Origin of the sequence: Pseudoalteromonas sp. XMcav11-Q (assembly GCF_040104525.1) — a bacterium.
Lineage (GTDB): Bacteria > Pseudomonadota > Gammaproteobacteria > Enterobacterales > Alteromonadaceae > Pseudoalteromonas.
On record NZ_JBECOX010000001.1, the window covers coordinates 676,589 to 692,203 of the forward strand.

The 15,615-nt window shown below is 43.5% G+C and carries 15 protein-coding genes and 1 pseudogene; 8 read left to right on the forward strand and 8 right to left on the reverse strand.

The genetic code is table 11. The features are described from left to right. Nucleotides 1-95 precede the first annotated feature (95 nt). Together ABMY45_RS03215 and ABMY45_RS03220 are read right to left on the reverse strand one after the other, a co-directional pair. Nucleotides 96-665 carry a hypothetical protein gene (locus ABMY45_RS03215; RefSeq protein WP_349288383.1) on the reverse strand — a complete coding sequence of 190 codons (570 nt, stop codon included), beginning with the start codon at nucleotides 663-665 and terminating at the stop codon, nucleotides 96-98. Nucleotides 666-695: 30 nt separating this feature from the next. Continuing rightward, the gene (locus ABMY45_RS03220; RefSeq protein ID WP_235368733.1) at nucleotides 696-1,529 is read right to left on the reverse strand and encodes a DUF2306 domain-containing protein; all 834 of its coding nucleotides are present in this window, start codon (nucleotides 1,527-1,529) and stop codon (nucleotides 696-698) included. Nucleotides 1,530-1,579: 50 nt separating this feature from the next. On the opposite strand from ABMY45_RS03220, the gene ABMY45_RS03225 reads away from it, so the two are divergent. Continuing rightward, nucleotides 1,580-2,509 carry an AraC family transcriptional regulator gene (locus ABMY45_RS03225; RefSeq protein ID WP_235368732.1) on the forward strand — a complete coding sequence of 310 codons (930 nt, stop codon included), beginning with the start codon at nucleotides 1,580-1,582 and terminating at the stop codon, nucleotides 2,507-2,509. 24 nt (nucleotides 2,510-2,533) lie between these two features. Further along, nucleotides 2,534-2,812 (forward strand): annotated as a pseudogene (locus ABMY45_RS03230) (helix-turn-helix domain-containing protein); the annotation flags it as partial. 14 nt (nucleotides 2,813-2,826) lie between these two features. Here the strand turns inward: ABMY45_RS03230 and ABMY45_RS03235 are convergent. Next, complete coding sequence (locus ABMY45_RS03235; protein WP_211868233.1) at nucleotides 2,827-3,786, reverse strand: hypothetical protein; 960 nt, start codon at nucleotides 3,784-3,786, stop codon at nucleotides 2,827-2,829. A 37-nt stretch (nucleotides 3,787-3,823) separates the two neighbouring features. Next, nucleotides 3,824-4,594 carry an NAD(P)H-dependent oxidoreductase gene (locus tag ABMY45_RS03240; protein WP_349288384.1) on the reverse strand — a complete coding sequence of 257 codons (771 nt, stop codon included), beginning with the start codon at nucleotides 4,592-4,594 and terminating at the stop codon, nucleotides 3,824-3,826. A 91-nt stretch (nucleotides 4,595-4,685) separates the two neighbouring features. Here ABMY45_RS03240 and ABMY45_RS03245 point away from each other — a divergent pair, with 91 nt between their 5' ends. Beyond that, entirely contained in the window at nucleotides 4,686-5,591 is a 906-nt protein-coding gene (locus tag ABMY45_RS03245; protein ID WP_174170757.1) for a LysR family transcriptional regulator, read from the forward strand. Here ABMY45_RS03245 and ABMY45_RS03250 read toward each other — a convergent pair. Continuing rightward, complete coding sequence (locus tag ABMY45_RS03250; protein WP_174170756.1) at nucleotides 5,572-6,921, reverse strand: MFS transporter; 1,350 nt, start codon at nucleotides 6,919-6,921, stop codon at nucleotides 5,572-5,574. The two genes, ABMY45_RS03245 and ABMY45_RS03250, sit on opposite strands and share 20 nt — an antisense overlap. A 380-nt stretch (nucleotides 6,922-7,301) precedes the next feature. Between ABMY45_RS03250 and ABMY45_RS03255 the strand changes: the two genes are divergently transcribed. Together ABMY45_RS03255 and ABMY45_RS03260 are read left to right on the forward strand one after the other, a co-directional pair. Then, complete coding sequence (locus ABMY45_RS03255) at nucleotides 7,302-8,090, forward strand: CPBP family intramembrane glutamic endopeptidase (protein WP_102056341.1); 789 nt, start codon at nucleotides 7,302-7,304, stop codon at nucleotides 8,088-8,090. Further along, nucleotides 8,087-9,151 (forward strand): helix-turn-helix domain-containing protein, encoded by a 1,065-nt coding sequence (locus ABMY45_RS03260; protein WP_174170755.1) that lies wholly within the window; start codon nucleotides 8,087-8,089, stop codon nucleotides 9,149-9,151. The genes ABMY45_RS03255 and ABMY45_RS03260 overlap by 4 nt, the downstream gene beginning before the upstream one ends. A 267-nt stretch (nucleotides 9,152-9,418) precedes the next feature. Here the strand turns inward: ABMY45_RS03260 and ABMY45_RS03265 are convergent, their stop codons facing one another. Then, nucleotides 9,419-11,971 carry an Ig-like domain-containing protein gene (locus ABMY45_RS03265; protein ID WP_206472625.1) on the reverse strand — a complete coding sequence of 851 codons (2,553 nt, stop codon included), beginning with the start codon at nucleotides 11,969-11,971 and terminating at the stop codon, nucleotides 9,419-9,421. Between the two features lie 197 nt (nucleotides 11,972-12,168). On the opposite strand from ABMY45_RS03265, the gene ABMY45_RS03270 reads away from it, so the two are divergent. The 3 genes from ABMY45_RS03270 to ABMY45_RS03280 all read left to right on the forward strand — a co-directional run bounded on the left by ABMY45_RS03270 (nucleotide 12,169) and on the right by ABMY45_RS03280 (nucleotide 13,324). After that, nucleotides 12,169-12,642, forward strand: coding sequence for a VOC family protein (locus ABMY45_RS03270; RefSeq protein ID WP_010607842.1), 474 nt, complete (start codon nucleotides 12,169-12,171; stop codon nucleotides 12,640-12,642). A gap of 244 nt (nucleotides 12,643-12,886) precedes the next feature. Continuing rightward, a complete protein-coding gene (locus ABMY45_RS03275; RefSeq protein WP_017217813.1) occupies nucleotides 12,887-13,054 on the forward strand; it encodes a hypothetical protein in 168 nt (55 codons plus the stop codon). A 111-nt stretch (nucleotides 13,055-13,165) separates the two neighbouring features. Beyond that, a complete protein-coding gene (locus ABMY45_RS03280) occupies nucleotides 13,166-13,324 on the forward strand; it encodes a hypothetical protein (RefSeq protein WP_167310207.1) in 159 nt (52 codons plus the stop codon). Nucleotides 13,325-13,393: 69 nt separating this feature from the next. Here ABMY45_RS03280 and ABMY45_RS03285 read toward each other — a convergent pair whose 3' ends face one another. Beyond that, the gene (locus ABMY45_RS03285) at nucleotides 13,394-14,410 is read right to left on the reverse strand and encodes a UDP-N-acetylglucosamine 2-epimerase (protein ID WP_174170754.1); all 1,017 of its coding nucleotides are present in this window, start codon (nucleotides 14,408-14,410) and stop codon (nucleotides 13,394-13,396) included. 113 nt (nucleotides 14,411-14,523) lie between these two features. Next, nucleotides 14,524-15,570 (reverse strand): nitronate monooxygenase, encoded by a 1,047-nt coding sequence (locus ABMY45_RS03290; protein WP_349288400.1) that lies wholly within the window; start codon nucleotides 15,568-15,570, stop codon nucleotides 14,524-14,526. Between the last annotated feature and the right edge of the window lie 45 nt (nucleotides 15,571-15,615).

Consider the following 15,615-nt stretch of genomic DNA (forward strand, 5'->3'; position numbering starts at 1 on the left):
ATCACTAATTTAACACGAGTCAAAACGACAAGGAACGAGTTATATAGCAGCGCCTAGGAATTATTTGTGTTGTCTTGAGCCTTCTAAGGTCACTATTACTCCATTCTCATTGGTGTTTGTGTCTTCTTAAGTAATTTAGAAAAGATAGGTTTTAAGCAAAAAAGAGAAAACACTGAAACGATTGCCATCACTAAAATGCCAACTAGTGGAATAGCATAACCAAAGGTAAAACTAGCACCGACCACGTGTCCCAATATGCATTCTGCGCGGTAGATTGGATAAAATAATCCAGCTATCAAAAGTCCTAAGGCTGTATACATGGTGAGGCTTTGATAACCGAACTCCCAAAGGGCTGATTGCAACAAGCTAAAGAGTAACATCACAAAGAATGCGACCAAAAACTCAGTAGGAATAACCACGGGTGCTGTTTTTTTAATGCGCTCTGTGCCAATTGCTTTATGTAGCCGCAGTGCAGTAAGCCAAGCTAATACGGGAATTATGATAATGCCCCATGCGTTAGATACTGCTGGAAAATCAGCTCTGTGAAGTAAGTAGTGACTCACTATTCCGCCATTTAAATGTTGCCACATCAGCGTTAGTATCACGAGCAAGATTGCCGATGTAATTAGGCCTTTGTTGATTTTGTTCGCTTTGACTGAAAGCATGTTTCTACTCCTAACTGATTAAACTGTAATTTAACTAAAAAAGACGGCTGAAATGCGTGGCCACCACATCATGACAGCGGCCGCGCAGACACCAATCGCGGTGATCACAAAACCTAGGCTCATCATCACCGTGATTATCCAAACCGGTGCGCTGACGTTGGTTTGGCGTTTTGCCCAAAAGTAGAGCTCTGCGAGTACCATTGGTAGCAGATAGCAGGCAAACGAAATAAATATATCGACAGGGCCATCTAAGGTTGCGGTATTGCCATTGAAGCCTTGATTGACCATGTACCAACCAAACAAATAAAGACGAAACGTCCACACCCCATTAACCAAGAAAAAACTATGTGCGGCATAACGTTGATGTGCGGCGATATTTTTTTGTATGGCAGCGCGCCAAGCAAAAAATATCGCAATGGGAATTAATATACCGTTGAGTGTTATCCCAATGGCACCAACATCGCTTAGCCTAAGACCGGTTACCCAAGTGAGATATAACCCTGTGAGTGCGCCCGAAATACCGAGAATAAAAAATACGCGTCCGTTGTAGCGATGAAAGCGTGGAAAGCGTTTTCGCACCGCAGGAATAAGCTGTAATAAACCGTTGGTGGCCAAAATCACAGCGGGTAAAACATGACTAAAAAACACCTTGGCATCTTTTGTGTGTCCACTCGCCGGTGAAACCGCTGCACTTTGCTCTGTGAGTCCCACGATAAGCGGGATGGCATATAGGCCTAAGATATAAACAGCAAACATCCATTGCCCGAGCAGTGCGACACACACCCAGCTCTTTGCGGCACCATTCAATACGCTAAAGGGACTAAAGAAAACCCCTGTTGTTTTGGTCAGATTGAGGGAAGACAAAATACTTATCCTTATAAATCAATAAACTTGGTATATAAAATGACAAGGTTTTGCTATCTCGTCGCTTTGATTTTGAAAATCAAAGCAAAGAAAGTAGGCCGAATTTTAAAAATGCTGGTGTTAAGTTTACTTACAAAGTTAATTTGAATGCTTTTGGTGTGGCTGTTAGAGTTTCTGCGTCTATCAATATTCCTTCAATCGCCATGACTATTGAAAACTATTACCTACTTTTGCTTAGCCTATGTTGCACTTTGGTTGTTGCTCAGCTTTTTGTAAAAGAGAAAAAAGCAGCACATTTACTCTTTGCTTTGGTGTGCGGCTCAATAGCTTTGGCCACCACCAAAAAGCTGACGCAGGACTCCTTAAATGGATATCAGTATTTAATTGGCATGGGCGCTTGTGTGACCTGTAATGGGTTTTGGTTGCTTGCAAGGGCATTATTTAGAGAAAAACATGCCATTTTAAAAAGGCATATTGTGTTTGCAATCGCCATTGCTGCCTTAGTCGTGTGGCGGCAAGGCTATTTGTTTATCGATAGTCAATTACACATGGCTGCTAGCGGATTAGTTGAGTGGCTTAACATTGCGGCGTATGAGCTTACTTTGTTGTTGTCATCTAGTGTACTCATGCTGGCATTTTGGGAAGGGTGCCGAGGGTTCTCGCAGTCTCAAGGGCAGGAAAAAGCACAAAGGGTGCTATTCTTATCCGCTTATTTTATTTGCGTCGCAGGCACCAAATTAGTCGAAAATCGCTTTGCCGATAATCGTGAGGTTCAAGAATGGGCAGTGACAAGCGCAGCTATCCTCATCATATTGACGGCGCAAGTGTTACTGTATTGGCGATTTTCATCTCAACGTACAATTACATCTGTTAGGTGCGTTGAATCAAACGAGCCAACACAAACCGAGGATGATATTGCGCTCCAGCAACAGGTGGAACACTTTCTTATCGAGCAAAAAGGTTTCCTCAAAGAAGGGTGAAAAGTCGCTGACTTAGCTCAGCAATTTAATGAACCTGAATACAAGATAAGCCGAGTGATACGACAAAACCTGCAAGCGCGAAATTTCAGCCAATTGGTCAATGAGTTGCGGGTTGAACATGCCAAAGTGCTGTTACAAGACCCCGCTAAACAGCATTGGCCAGTACTTGTCGTTGGACTGGAAAGTGGTTTTGCGTCGGTTGGACCATTTACTAGAGCATTTAAAATCGCTACGGGAACCACGCCAAATCAATTTAGAAAGCAAAATGGTCAAACGCAAGTGCTACGTGAAGCACAAGAGTAAGTGGCAATTAGGGCCTAATCTAGCTTAGTCAGTTTGTATTGTAGCTGCTGAATAGGCAGCTCTATCGTCTGTGGGTCAAGCTCTGGCGTAATATCACTGACAGGAAAGACGTTATCTATTTCCACCGAATTCGCGATAGCGTTAGTATCGCCATTGGATAAAAAAGTAAGTTGGGTGTAATCACTGGGCTGTAAGTCATACCGAGCCAGCGTTGCCTTTAAATCTATACTGTATTCGTATGCGGCTAATAGGCTACCTGCGTTATCGTTGTATCTGCAGATCCGCCATTGATAGCTACTTTCGATAAACTCCAGCGCCCAAATCCCACCTTTATCTTGGATCATTTGTTGTGGTTGTTGGCAGGGCTGTGGTAGGGGCAGTAAACGGCTATGAGACCAAAGCCCCTCGTGGTTTTGGCACAATAAGTCGCCCTTACCAAGGTCGATAATATGCGAGCTTAGACCATATTGGCAAAACTGGGAGGTGGGAATGAAAAAGGGAGCGCTGTGCTTGTTAAGCGCGCCAAACGCAATATAGCCCATTAATACCTCAGTGTTGGTCATCCAGCCAAGGTAAACATATTCATCATCTTGCCAGTTTGTTGATGCGATTTTCCCCTGTTTAACGGTGTTAGTCAGCGTGAAGTGGTCGCTTTTACCATTAAATGTACAAGTCAAACTGCCCAGTGTAGTGTCGATGTTGCATGATTGCTGAGCTTGCTCCTGTGATAGCGGCTTTATTTTAGAATTTGGCGTTTGATGAGTTAGCACTGAGGTGAACTTAGCCACAGCAGACAATTGGCCGGTTTGATCTTGTTTAAAACGACATTTAGGCTGTATCTTTGAGGAATTGAGCACGACACTACCATCAAGCACAGCAAGCTCACAGCTATTGGCTATGGTACAAGCCGTGAGCAGCATAACGCCACAAAAGGCAATCCAAGTGTTTTGCAAATCACAATACTCATCAATCATCAGCTACATCCTATAAACATAGCTGATAACACCTTGATTAAGCAATATGTGCAGCAATACCCGCTTTTCCCATGGCGACTTCGGCTTTTAGTACTTGGCCGTTGATGTAATCGCCACTATTTTGCTTTCGATAGGGGATTGGCTGTTCACTAAATACGTGTGCTAAGCGCTCTGACCAATTAGCGATTTCATCAGCTATACGTTGATTAGGCTCGCCTTTTGCGTCGAAAATAACATGGTTTTGTAGAACGTCCATACCTGGGAAAAACAAAGTCCCGTGCGTGATCGGAAATAGTAATTCGTCCATTGTGCCGTTTATCCCTAAAGGAGAGTAATCCTCGTATCCACCACCTGTGGTTACACAAATTAACGCTCGTTTTCCCTGTAAAACTCCCTCGCAGTAGCGCAATTGGTTCCCTTTATTTTGATAACCGTAAGCAAAGCCATAGGCATAGACTCTATCGAACCAGCCTTTAAGTATGGCAGGCACGCTGTACCACCAAAGCGGAAAATGAAAAATAACCAAGTCGGCAGCCAGCAATTTTTGCTGCTCTTGAATAACGTCTTCGGTTAGGGTGTTTGAGTGATATGCCTTGCCAGACGCTGCAATAATCGCAAGTGGTGCTTGAGAGTCATCTTGCGGGAAGTCGGTTGCGTCAACCACAGCCTTCCAGTCCATTTGGTATAGATCTGAAGTTTGAACTTGCAAGCCCATGCGCGTTAAGGTTTCGACACTTGTTTTGGCGAGTGTCTGGGTTAAGGAAATCGGCTCTGGATGTGCCGATACCACTAGTGCGGATTTGGTCATGATAAGTGCTCTGTAACGAATAGGAGTTGTTACTATCTCTGTAATCTTGCTATAAATGAAATTGAATATTTTTACCCTAGGTATAAATTAAATGGATAGCAAAAAGGTGGACTTAAACCTGCTTCAGACTTTGGTGGTGCTACTGGAAGAGTGCAATGTGACCAAAGCGGCAGATAGGCTGAACCTCAGCCAGCCAGCAGTAAGCACTCAGCTAAGTCGGCTGCGCGGGCTATTTGATGATCAGTTATTAGTCCCTATTCATAAAGGCATGCTACCAACTGCCAAAGCGCTTGCTTTGCTGCCGGAACTTCGCGCTGCGATGAAGCTTGTAAGTAACGTGTTAGTAGAGCATCAAGACTTTATCCCTGAAACGGCCAATTTAACCTTTAAAGTGGCATGTACCGACTATTTACAGCTGGTGGTGATGACAGAGGTGATACGGCGTTTAAAAATAGCTGCGCCCAATATCAAGGTCGTGCTTTGCCACTTAACAATAGCAACACTTGCAGCCCAGCTACAACACTCAGAACTCGATTTGGCATTAATGTCGCCGGAATGTGGGCCTGATTCGTTAAGATTTAAAACCTTATATCAAGAGAAGTATGTCTTGATTGGCAGAAAACACCATCCACAGCTAACGTCAGAAATGACAATAGCAGATTATGTAAAGCTTGAGCATATTGTGGTGTCTTTTGAAGGAAATAGCACCTCAACATTCGTTGATTCAATCTTGCAGCAATATGGTGTATCGAGGCAGGTGATGACGTCAGTGCCCTCATTTTTATTGGTGCCGGAACTGGTGAGAAATACCGAGTTGGTTGCACTGATTCCGGCTCGTCAGGCATCAAAACTCGAAGCAGATTTTACCCTCGTTGAAAATCCGATACCTGACTGTGCTTTTGACGTCGCTATGGTGTGGCACGAAGTACAGCATCAATATCCTGCACTTCGTTGGTTACGAGCGTTTATCAGTCAGACTATGGCTGAGGTTTGTTAGTTATTTCGTCCAGCTCCTCGGTTGGCTCACTATTTTGCTCATTGTCGTCGAGTTCATCGTCGTTATCGCGAGGCGTGTCTTCGTCAACGACAAGCAGCTGTTCGTGTGCTGTTTTTTCTTCGATACGCGGGTCCATGGTGGCTGCGAGCGGTGAGCTGGTAATATCAGAAGTCGCAGCAACATAGTCGCTAGGCTCTGGTTGCTCAGCTTTTTGTCTGGCGTTGATAAAGTGGAGCAGTAAGAACATGACAACGGTTAGTGCGCTTAACGAAGCATATAGGGCTTGATGACCAAAATGGGACATGATCTGTGCAATAGCGGCCGAGCCAACACAGGCACCTCCCCCAAATGCCACCAACAGTGCAGAAGAAACGCCAACACGGTCTTCATCATCAACGCGGGAGTTTGCTAGTGCCGAAGAAAGTGGATACATAGTAAATGCGAATAACCCAAAACCAAAAGTCAGCCAGAGACTGTAGCTTGGACTCAGTGGAAGCAAAAATATACAAAGAGAAATCAAACCGATAAAAACAGCGTTACTGCGCAGTAAGATACTTCTGCGAACTCGGTCAGAGATAATGCCCATTGGCCACTGCGCAAGCAAACCTGCAAAAATCGTTACCGACATATACATAGCAATTTCTTCGGCATTAAATCCTGACTGGCTGGCAAAAGTCGGGGCAAGGCCATAAAAACTACCATTAATCACTCCGGCAAAACAGACCGCCGTGAGAGACTGAGGCACTTTTTTGAAGTAGGTAAACAGACTTACTTGAATAGGCTTAAGTGGCTTAGGGTGGATCCGCCTCGTCGTTGAAATAGGGATAATTCCAAAGGATAAGGCAACAACAATTAAAAACAGCGGCGCATAGCCAAGCTCAGGAAAATTAGAAAGCGCAAATTGCCCTGTTACCATACCGAGGTAGGAGGTGAGCATGTAAAAAGAAAATACTCGTCCCCGCTGCTCAGGCGCTGCTTGTTCATTTAGCCAGCTTTCGAGCACCATAAAGTTACACATCATGCCAAGACCCACCACAAGTCGTAGTCCAAGCCAAAGATAGATATTGTCACTCACCCCATGTATTGCTACGCAGGCAGTCACTGCCGCTGTGCTTGCCGCAAACGCGCGAATATGTCCAACTGATTTGATCAGGTGATAGCCTAGTTTGGCACCGAACAACAAACCCAAGTAATAAAACGAGGTAAGCAAGCCAATCCAAAACGTACTGACGCCGTGCTGGCCTAAATAAAGCGCTAAGTAAGTAGTCAGCAGGCCTGTCCCACCGACTAAGAATAGATTTGTTAAATAAAGCGATGGAAAAGATTTCATATCGACCTTGGGACTCATTATGGATTTGCGTGTAACGCTATAATAGTAGGGGACAAATAGTTTATTTCCAAGCAATCTTTGGTGTTTGGCTTAGATTCTACCTAGTACATTTTTATTCAGGTTTTCAGCTTGTTGCTGGGGGGATCTGATAAGGCGTTGAATAACGAGAGTGAACCTTCTTTAGCGCCAGCATTTAAAGATAACTGTGCTCAAAAAGCAAAGTAACGAGTGCATAGGCGGAGAAAATGTATGAGTTAAAGCTCTTTTAACTAATTGAAATAGAAAGTTACTTTTTTATATTTACTCCAATTAACTAGCAGGACGTATAAACTGAGCTAGTGCGGTAGATTCATTGCTCAAGTTTATAAAGGAGTAACAGAATGCGTTTCAATTTTTCGCAGCGAGCAATTTATATTCAGGTCTTTCTAGCATATCTTGGAGCTATTTTAGTACAGCGACTAGGGTGGGAGTTAGCAGGATGGTTTAGTGGATCTCCACATTGGCGTAACTTTACTGAGAATTTACTCGGTGTAGTGTTTGTCATTTTGATTGCTAGATACTTAAAAGTCTGGGAAAAAATATATTGGTTAACCGTAGATGCCAAACAATACTGGTATCTTTTTGTATTGCCACTGGCATACGTATCAATCAATATTTCTCAGTGGTACCCGCATTCGTTTTCGGAAATTGCTATTGGTAGTATCTCAACCCTTTTCACTGGAATTTTAGAAGAGGTGTTATGCCGAGGTATTGTAGTGTACATATTACTTTGCTGTTATGTCAGTGGTGGCGCTCGGCGTCCAGTGTTGAAAGCTGCATTCTTCTCTGCGCTTTCGTTTGGTATAGTTCATTTGGTGAACGTGTTTGAAAAACCGGATTCAATTGGTGTAATAATTGGACAGGTTATTTATGCGACCTTTATTGGTATGGGGTTTGCGGCATGTTACCTAAGAACTAGAAGCTTAATTCCGCTTATTGTTATACATATACTCATTAATTGGTTTAGCTTTATGGGTCATGATCCTACGAAGGCTGAAGCTGCCTCTTTTATTGCCACCGTTCCTGCTATCATTGTGTGTTTTCCGCTGTTTGTTTACGGCGTGATGATCCTTTATAAATCGGAAGAAGCGGTGCTCAAGCGTTGGTTAGTGAATAAGGAAGTAAATTGATAGATTGGAAGACCTTGCCGCTATTTATTGCCAGTATTTTATACATACTACTTGCTGTGCGACTAATGCGATTGAGGTATGCTCAGCTTGATGATGAGCATACCTCGGGTCACCTGATTGGACTGTTTGTTGTTTTGGCTACTTTGTTGGCGGATGAGTTTTTTGTTCAAAACAGACTTTTGACGGAAGGTCAGGGTTATTGGGCGTTACTTATTACCAGCCTAAACCTAGTACTCGGGCCTTTGACCTATTTATATGCATCGGCACTATGTAAACGTTTTAGTTGGAGTAAAGTGCTACTGCACTTAAGTCCGATTATGATGTTTTTCATACTGAGTATTTGCGCTCAAAAGATATATCCAGAATTACAGCAAAATAGGTTGTTTCTCACTTTTTTTAGTTTACTTTTTTTGGGAAGCTTATTGCCATATCTCATGTTTACGTTTGCACTATTGAAGGAATATCTCGACTCTATTAAGGCACACTTCTCAAACGTGCAACGTCATGATGTTAGCTGGTTTAAGTGGTGGCTCTACTTAATTACGGCGATGGCGATTTTAGTCTGTACATCGCCATTTATGCCTCAGCTCTTTTGGCTTGATACACATTGGCTGTTGTTTATTTTTGCTCTGTTACTAAGCACCAAAGTTGATTTTATTGCTCCTTCTGCAATTGCCCCTTTAGATACTCAAGTGACGGTAGAAAAGGAGGCGTTAAAGGGCATTGAGAAGGTGTTTACTAAAATAGATAGCGAAGTTAAGAAGCAGAAATTGTATCTGCGCAACGGTTTAACGCTTAACGAGTTAGCCAATGCGTGTGTGATGACTACCCACGAAGTGTCTCAAGCGATAAACCTGATCTATCATTCAAACTTTTATGATTATATGAACAACCTTAGGGTAGAAGAGTCAAAGCGTTTATTACTGCGATCACCAGCCCAACAAGTTACAACAATAGCTTATGAATCAGGGTTTAACTCTAAATCTTGTTTCTATAATATTTTTAAGCAGCGAGTGGGTTGCACGCCTACAGAGTACCGTAAAAAGTCGGTATTGAATTAGCTTAAGATGACAGGCTAGTTTGCAAATTTCAAGAGCTGTGCTTGATTGGCATTTCTACATTTTGCCAGCCTGCCGGGCTGAGTGGACTGTTGTAAAAGCCAGCTTGAAAATGAACACTTCCTTGTGTTCATAAACAATAGTGATATTTATGTGGCTTAGTATCAGTCCTGTTCGAGGAATAATACCAATTGAAGTAATACTCCAATACTTAAAATAGCTGGTATAAAAAATCACACAATCAGGGCATCTCACCCTGAGCAGTTGGTATTAATTCCCCTGATTCATCTGCGTTAATTTATCACCAATGGGTTGAGAGAAGTTATAGCCATCGTATTTGTCCCAGTTAATCGACCATGTCATCACGCCACCAAAGTTCGGATAAGTCTTGCTTGGTTGGATAGTGCCACATCCTGTACCTTTGGTTAAACAATCTAAGGCATTGATGATATTGCCGATAGGCGCTTGACCTGAATTTGCCGACTGTGGACCAGAAGGTAGACCGATGGCTACTTGGTCATCCCTAAGTGGTGCAAAGCGGGTGCCATCAGCAAGATCAAATCCCTCAATCAACATTTTTGCATGGGCAACCATCATGTTCACTGAGCCCTCAGGGGCGCTTCCCGGTTCGTATGGGTTAGGTAGGCCGCCATTGTTGTATAGCTGTACGTGAAGTAAATCTAATGTATCGCGTAGCTCGTTTATAAGTGGAATATAAGCGCCCCAAATACCTGAATAGGCAATCATGCCACCATGTACATAGGGATGTTCAGGGGCCATGGTAAGTACCATATTACCACCAATATTTTGTTCAATTTGCTTTAATGCTCTTGGCAGCCGAGCTTGGATCTGAGAGCCATGCACAAGGTTCGAGCCACTCTCTAAGTCGATATCGAGCCCGTCAAATCCCCATTGTTGAATAATATCGGTGAGGCTACTGACAAATGCCGCTTCATCGGCATCCGTATTGAGGGTAATTGTGCCTTCTGCACCACCAAGGCTTAGCACAAAAACTTTACCTTGCGCTTGTAGTGCCTGCATGTCGGATTTGAATTTTACCGGATCGATAGGCGGGCAGTTAGAGCGAATGTCTTTTTCAAATGGTGTGAAGTGCACTGTGCCATTCGAGTTTCTATCATTTTCAGCAAAGGCAATATCTATGATGTCCCAAGCAGTAGACATCTGATCAAGTGGAATAGGGCAACCAGCTGGATTGACAAAGTTATGCCAATAGCCAATCAGTTTGTGCTTTTTACCGATGGGTTTGTCGATGACTTGAACAGTCACGCCGCTACTGGACACTAGATCATTATTGTCGTTGGTGGCCGTGGCATAAAGTGTTTTTGTGCCGATTGAGGCCGGTGCATAACTATATTCGTAGGGTGGCGTTGTGTCTGTATTGAGTAACACGCCATCAGCATAAAACTGTACTTGAGTGATTTGTCCAACAAAAGAGGATGCTTGTGCAATCAATTGAGTGGAATTACCCAAGGTAATTTGGCTGCCGCTAGTGGGGGCAAGTAAATCAACGGCAATCGGTTTATCTGTCACATTCACTGTAATTGTTTGCTCGCTTTGATTACTTTCGTTATCGACGGCAATGGCTTTTAAGCTCACAGGATTGAGGGCTGTCGGTGTCCAGCTGTGACTAAGTGTTTCCTGATTGGCTGTGGCGAGGAGTGTGTTGTCGGCATAGAGTGACAGCGTAGCAATACTGCCGTCTGTATCTTGAGCTCTGACAGAGATAGTGGTGGGCGTATTGACCAAAACAGTACCGTTATTGGACGGGCGTTCGAACGTTACGGTTGGCACGATTGCGCAGATCCCTAAATCGCTCCATGCATCGGTCCAATACTGGCCTGCACCTGGCTCGTATGCCCATTGCGCGTTTGAGCTACACCAACCTGCAATATCACAGCGATATTTATGATTATTATGAGCGACCAGTTCACCAGTCTGGTAATTTTGTCCAGCGCTGTATGCTCTAAGGCCTAGGCAGCCACCTCCCACTTTTGTTAGCACATCGATGGCAAGGTTTGCCTCACTTACCAAGCCTTGATTGTCCATCGCTTTTACATTTAGTTGGTTCACGCCAACTTGCTCCGCTTGGAATTGGAACTCAAAAGGAGAGGTTGTTAGGTTCGCGACAAGCTGATTGTTCACGCTAATTTCCACTCTCGCAATAGTACCGTCGCTATCTTCAGCTGTGATGCTGACCCCTACCATATCGCCTTGATAGAACTGCTGACCGCTGGCTGGCGCTACAATGGATACGTTCGGTGGTAAATTTCCTCCGCCCGGTTTTACTGTGATCCGTGCTGATTGCGAACTTCCGGTTAGCCCTTGGGCATCGGTGGCAATTGCACTGATATCGTATTCGCCAAGTACTGCGTTCCAAGTGGTTTGAAATGGCGCGGTAGTGTCCGTAGCGATAACTTGCCCATTTACTAAGAATTCGACATAAGCCAGGTCACCATCGACATCATTGGCATTAGCGGAAAAAACAGCGCTGTCATTTTCGCCCAGCACAGCGCCATTATTTGGGCTGGTGAGTACGACACTCGGCGCTTGACCTGACCCCGTTGCACAAGTCCCCAATGACCGCCAGACATCATAAGGACCGGAGTGGCCTGCTGGATTGTCGTTCTGACTATACCACTTTGCTTCATATGCTTGGTTTTGGGACTGTGTGATATCCCCTTGTCTGTAGACTTGTTGTTCAGACCAAGGGCTTAAATTACTACAGTCGTAGGCGTTTGCTTGGCCTGCGAGGATGAGAGCTCCACTCGTCCAAGCCAATCGTAATATAGAAGTTGGTTTCATACTGATCCCTTACATGTTGTTGTGTGTTTTATGAACAAAACCAAATTAGCATATAGGTAAATAATTCGTTAATCAACACTCGAGTTATGAGTAAATCTCATCGCTGCAATAACCTGAGCATCGCAATTTTAATTCGCATATTTCAAATAATCGGCTAGGTTTAGAGGGAATTTAACGGACTTTATAGGATCCATATCATGGCGACTTCTTCAATTCCCTCCGGTTATCATTCACTCACGCCTTACCTCATTGTGGCTGGTGCAGCAAAAGCTATCGAATTTTACCGAGCTGCTTTTGGCGCGAGCGTAAAGCTTCAGTTACCTATACCAGATGGAGGAATAGCACATGCGGAGCTGCTGATTGGTAACTCTTATGTGATGCTTTCAGATATGTGCCCTGATATGCACTTTAAAGATCCCAGTGAGCTAGGTGGTACGCCCGTTAGCTTGATGTTGTATGTTGACGATGTGGACACTGTGTTTGCGGGGGCAATTGAATTGGGGGCACAGCAAGTCACGCCCGTTTGTGATCAGTTTTATGGTGATAGGGCGGGAACGCTACGAGACCCATTTGGTCATGTCTGGACGATTGGCACGCATAAAGAAGATCTCACAGAAACCGAGTTACTCGCGCGTATGGCTGATTTTATGGATAAGCAACAAGATGCCTAGTTGAGGTAAGCTTATCTCATTAGATTGCAGATTTATTAATTTTTTGTTTGTTTTTGATGGTGCGTTTCTTTGAGGTGCTTGGATAGAAGTTATTATTTAACATGTGGTTAAGTGTTGTATTTGTGGTGAGTGAATTTTAAAGTTGATTTTATTGTTAATAATGTTGAATTTTTTATTTTTTCATGGCAGCTTAAGAATTAGTGATAAATTTTGATCACTAAACGACTATTTCAAGGAAATGATAATGAAATTAAAATTAAAAAAATCAGCGTTGAAGCAACTAGATAAAAACCAAAACCTACCTTTACAGCAAACCCCTCAAGTAGCTGGCGGTGCTGAGCCAAATACCAGAATCCCATGCCGTTTAACGGAAACGTTGACTGGTACGGATTATGGTCAGTGCCGTTGTTAGTATAGTCGAGCAGTGTTTTAGGTTAGCCTGATGAGGTGGAGAATCTACTTGTTGGACTATCAACCTTAAACAACATAATTTATAAATTAAGATTAACTCAAGGATAATAAGATGAAATTGAAATTTAAAAAAACAGCATTAAAACAATTAGATAAACAACAAAGCTTGCCTCAAGAGCAAACACCAAACATCGCTGGTGGTGCGACAGGTATTCGTTGTCGTCCGCCTTTGACGGAAACTGGTAACCAATACTGGCAGTGTGAGTGTTAAGGTTAGTGATAAATTAACTTGCATAAGCTCACAGTAAAGTGAGCTTTTTTATTTCCGAAAGTTACCAGTTTATTTTATTTTCATATAATTCAATGATTTACGTATTTTGTAACGCCTCAATAAGTTAAGCGGTTTACGCTTTAATCCAGCAGCAATTACGGTCTCTGTTGCAGCGAGTATGCGCTCGGCGCTTTTACCATCGCGGTAAGGGTGCACTTGCTGAATATATTGCTCAATACGTTCACTTTGTGCGTCGGAGAGGTTGAGTGCTTGTTCAACCGCTACAGATAATTGGCCTGCGTCGGTAATATTGATTAAGGCATCTTGAGGTTGGTGATTATTAAAAGTGATAACCGGTTTACCAATTAATAGTGACTCATCAACGGCGCTAGAGGTATCAGAAATCACCATATCGGCTTGCTGAATGAGTGGAATAAGATTGTCATTTCCGGCGATTTCAAAGTCGCTGATGGTTTCAAGTTCTATGTACATCTGTTGCCACTGCTGTTTCGTCTTAGGATGAAACTTAAGTTGGACTTTGTATTTTCCTGACTCTGCGAGCTGTTTGATTTGTGCATGTAATGCTTCAAGCGACGTGAGATTAGGTGAAAAAGTGGGAGCGTACAGTATGACTGGCTTTTCATTCTCTTGCTTGGTGTAATCAAAATAAGGGTCGAGTTTTGGCCAGCCAGTTTCAATCACTGAGAAATAACCATGTTTTTGTGCAAGTTGGTTAAATGGCACGGTGGTAATTGGGCCGTGAGTACAATATAAATCGAAGAAACCGCGGATCCCAAAGTGACCTTTCTTTTTATATTCCAATCCGTGAAATACTTGCACTTTGGCGCCTGGAAAAAAGTCAGGAACAACGTTTCCAGGTACAAATACTGCTCTGGGGTTAAACGCCTTGACGTCCTCTACGCTCAGTAACTCTGATTCGTCTGGTGCAAGTGAACTTGAGTTTACATCTTTACCTTTTAAAAACCATTTCACCACATCACCGTTTGCACGGATAGCATTTTGGAGGGGTCTTAGAATGGCAAAGCTATATGGCTGCTCAATGTAGAAAAGATAATGTTTAGGCATTGAAAGTCACTTATAAAATCAGAGTTTATGGCCAGCACTTGAATGGCGCAGCTAGGGCCAGAGCGATATTAAGCAAATAATACCGCTTTTACCGCATCAATACCAAACATCCGTTACTTGGCTGTACTGTTGCTGATACGTGAATGCACCTCAGTGGCTTGAGCCATCATGTTATCCATTAAGGTTTGTACTGATTCGATTTCTCGAATTAAGCCTTGAGATTGACCAATAAATTGCACGCCATGGTCTAAATCTCCGTGGATTGTGGCGGCTTCAAGCTTTTCGGTGGCGGCACCAAAGAGTGACAGCATCTTAATTTTATCGAATTGAGATAACAGTCCTAGTAGTAGCTTCCATAAGGGCATGTCGACCATTTTTGCAGCCTTGAATGATTTTATGATGGCCATGAAAAAGTTCATCGGGCGGCGCGTTGCCTTTTCAGCCATGGGGGTTTTCATTACTCGAGCATAAAGACCATCGAAGTTTTTGGAATAAATCGTCTGTTCAACGTCTTTTTCCACAACGGTATTTTTGACATGTTGATGCAAAGGGCTTTCTTTAGATGTTGCAAAACGAGAGCCCATCGCAACGCCCTCTGCGCCAAGCGCTAGCGCGGCGATAAGTCCTCGACCATCGGCAAATCCCCCTGCGGCAATTACAGGTATATTGACGATATCGACTATGCTCGGCACTAAACACAGTGAAGTTACCTCACCACCATGGGCTGCGGCTTCATGACCTGTAACTAATAGCGCATCAACGCCAGATTTTTGTGCTGCCAATGCATGCTTTTGCGTCACCACTGTGGCAATGACTTTTCCGCCGTAGGCTTTAGCTGCTTGTACTAGCCAATCGCCTTTTCCTAAAGAAAAATTGATAACAGGCACTTGCTCTTCTAATGCGACTTTGGCATTTTCTTTGGCGCCTGGCATCATTAACGTCACACCAATGCCAAAAGGCTTATCGGTGAGTTCACGAATTTTTCGTATTGCTTGACGTGTCTCGTCCTGACTGAGCGGGCCCGTGGCTAAAATACCTAAGCCACCAGCATTGCTCACTGCCGCAACAAGCTCAGGGACAGAAATCCAGCTCATGCCGGGTAATATAATGGGTTTTTCGATGCCAAATAATTCGGTGATAGCAGTTTTCATCATTGTTATTCTACTGGTCAGATGTGTTTATGAGCATAGCTGGAATTTTGCGTG

What these genes read in the sequence shown, in the direction of transcription:
- ABMY45_RS03215 (WP_349288383.1), bottom strand. Translation starts at nt 665, where the DNA reads ATGCTTTCAGTCAAAGCGAACAAAATCAACAAAGGCCTAATTACATCG.
- ABMY45_RS03235 (WP_211868233.1), bottom strand. Translation starts at nt 3,786, where the DNA reads ATGATTGATGAGTATTGTGATTTGCAAAACACTTGGATTGCCTTTTGT.
- ABMY45_RS03240 (WP_349288384.1), bottom strand. Translation starts at nt 4,594, where the DNA reads ATGACCAAATCCGCACTAGTGGTATCGGCACATCCAGAGCCGATTTCC.
- ABMY45_RS03245 (WP_174170757.1), top strand. Translation starts at nt 4,686, where the DNA reads ATGGATAGCAAAAAGGTGGACTTAAACCTGCTTCAGACTTTGGTGGTG.
- ABMY45_RS03250 (WP_174170756.1), bottom strand. Translation starts at nt 6,921, where the DNA reads ATGAAATCTTTTCCATCGCTTTATTTAACAAATCTATTCTTAGTCGGT.
- ABMY45_RS03255 (WP_102056341.1), top strand. Translation starts at nt 7,302, where the DNA reads ATGCGTTTCAATTTTTCGCAGCGAGCAATTTATATTCAGGTCTTTCTA.
- ABMY45_RS03265 (WP_206472625.1), bottom strand. Translation starts at nt 11,971, where the DNA reads ATGAAACCAACTTCTATATTACGATTGGCTTGGACGAGTGGAGCTCTC.
- ABMY45_RS03270 (WP_010607842.1), top strand. Translation starts at nt 12,169, where the DNA reads ATGGCGACTTCTTCAATTCCCTCCGGTTATCATTCACTCACGCCTTAC.
- ABMY45_RS03275 (WP_017217813.1), top strand. Translation starts at nt 12,887, where the DNA reads ATGAAATTAAAATTAAAAAAATCAGCGTTGAAGCAACTAGATAAAAAC.
- ABMY45_RS03280 (WP_167310207.1), top strand. Translation starts at nt 13,166, where the DNA reads ATGAAATTGAAATTTAAAAAAACAGCATTAAAACAATTAGATAAACAA.
- ABMY45_RS03285 (WP_174170754.1), bottom strand. Translation starts at nt 14,410, where the DNA reads ATGCCTAAACATTATCTTTTCTACATTGAGCAGCCATATAGCTTTGCC.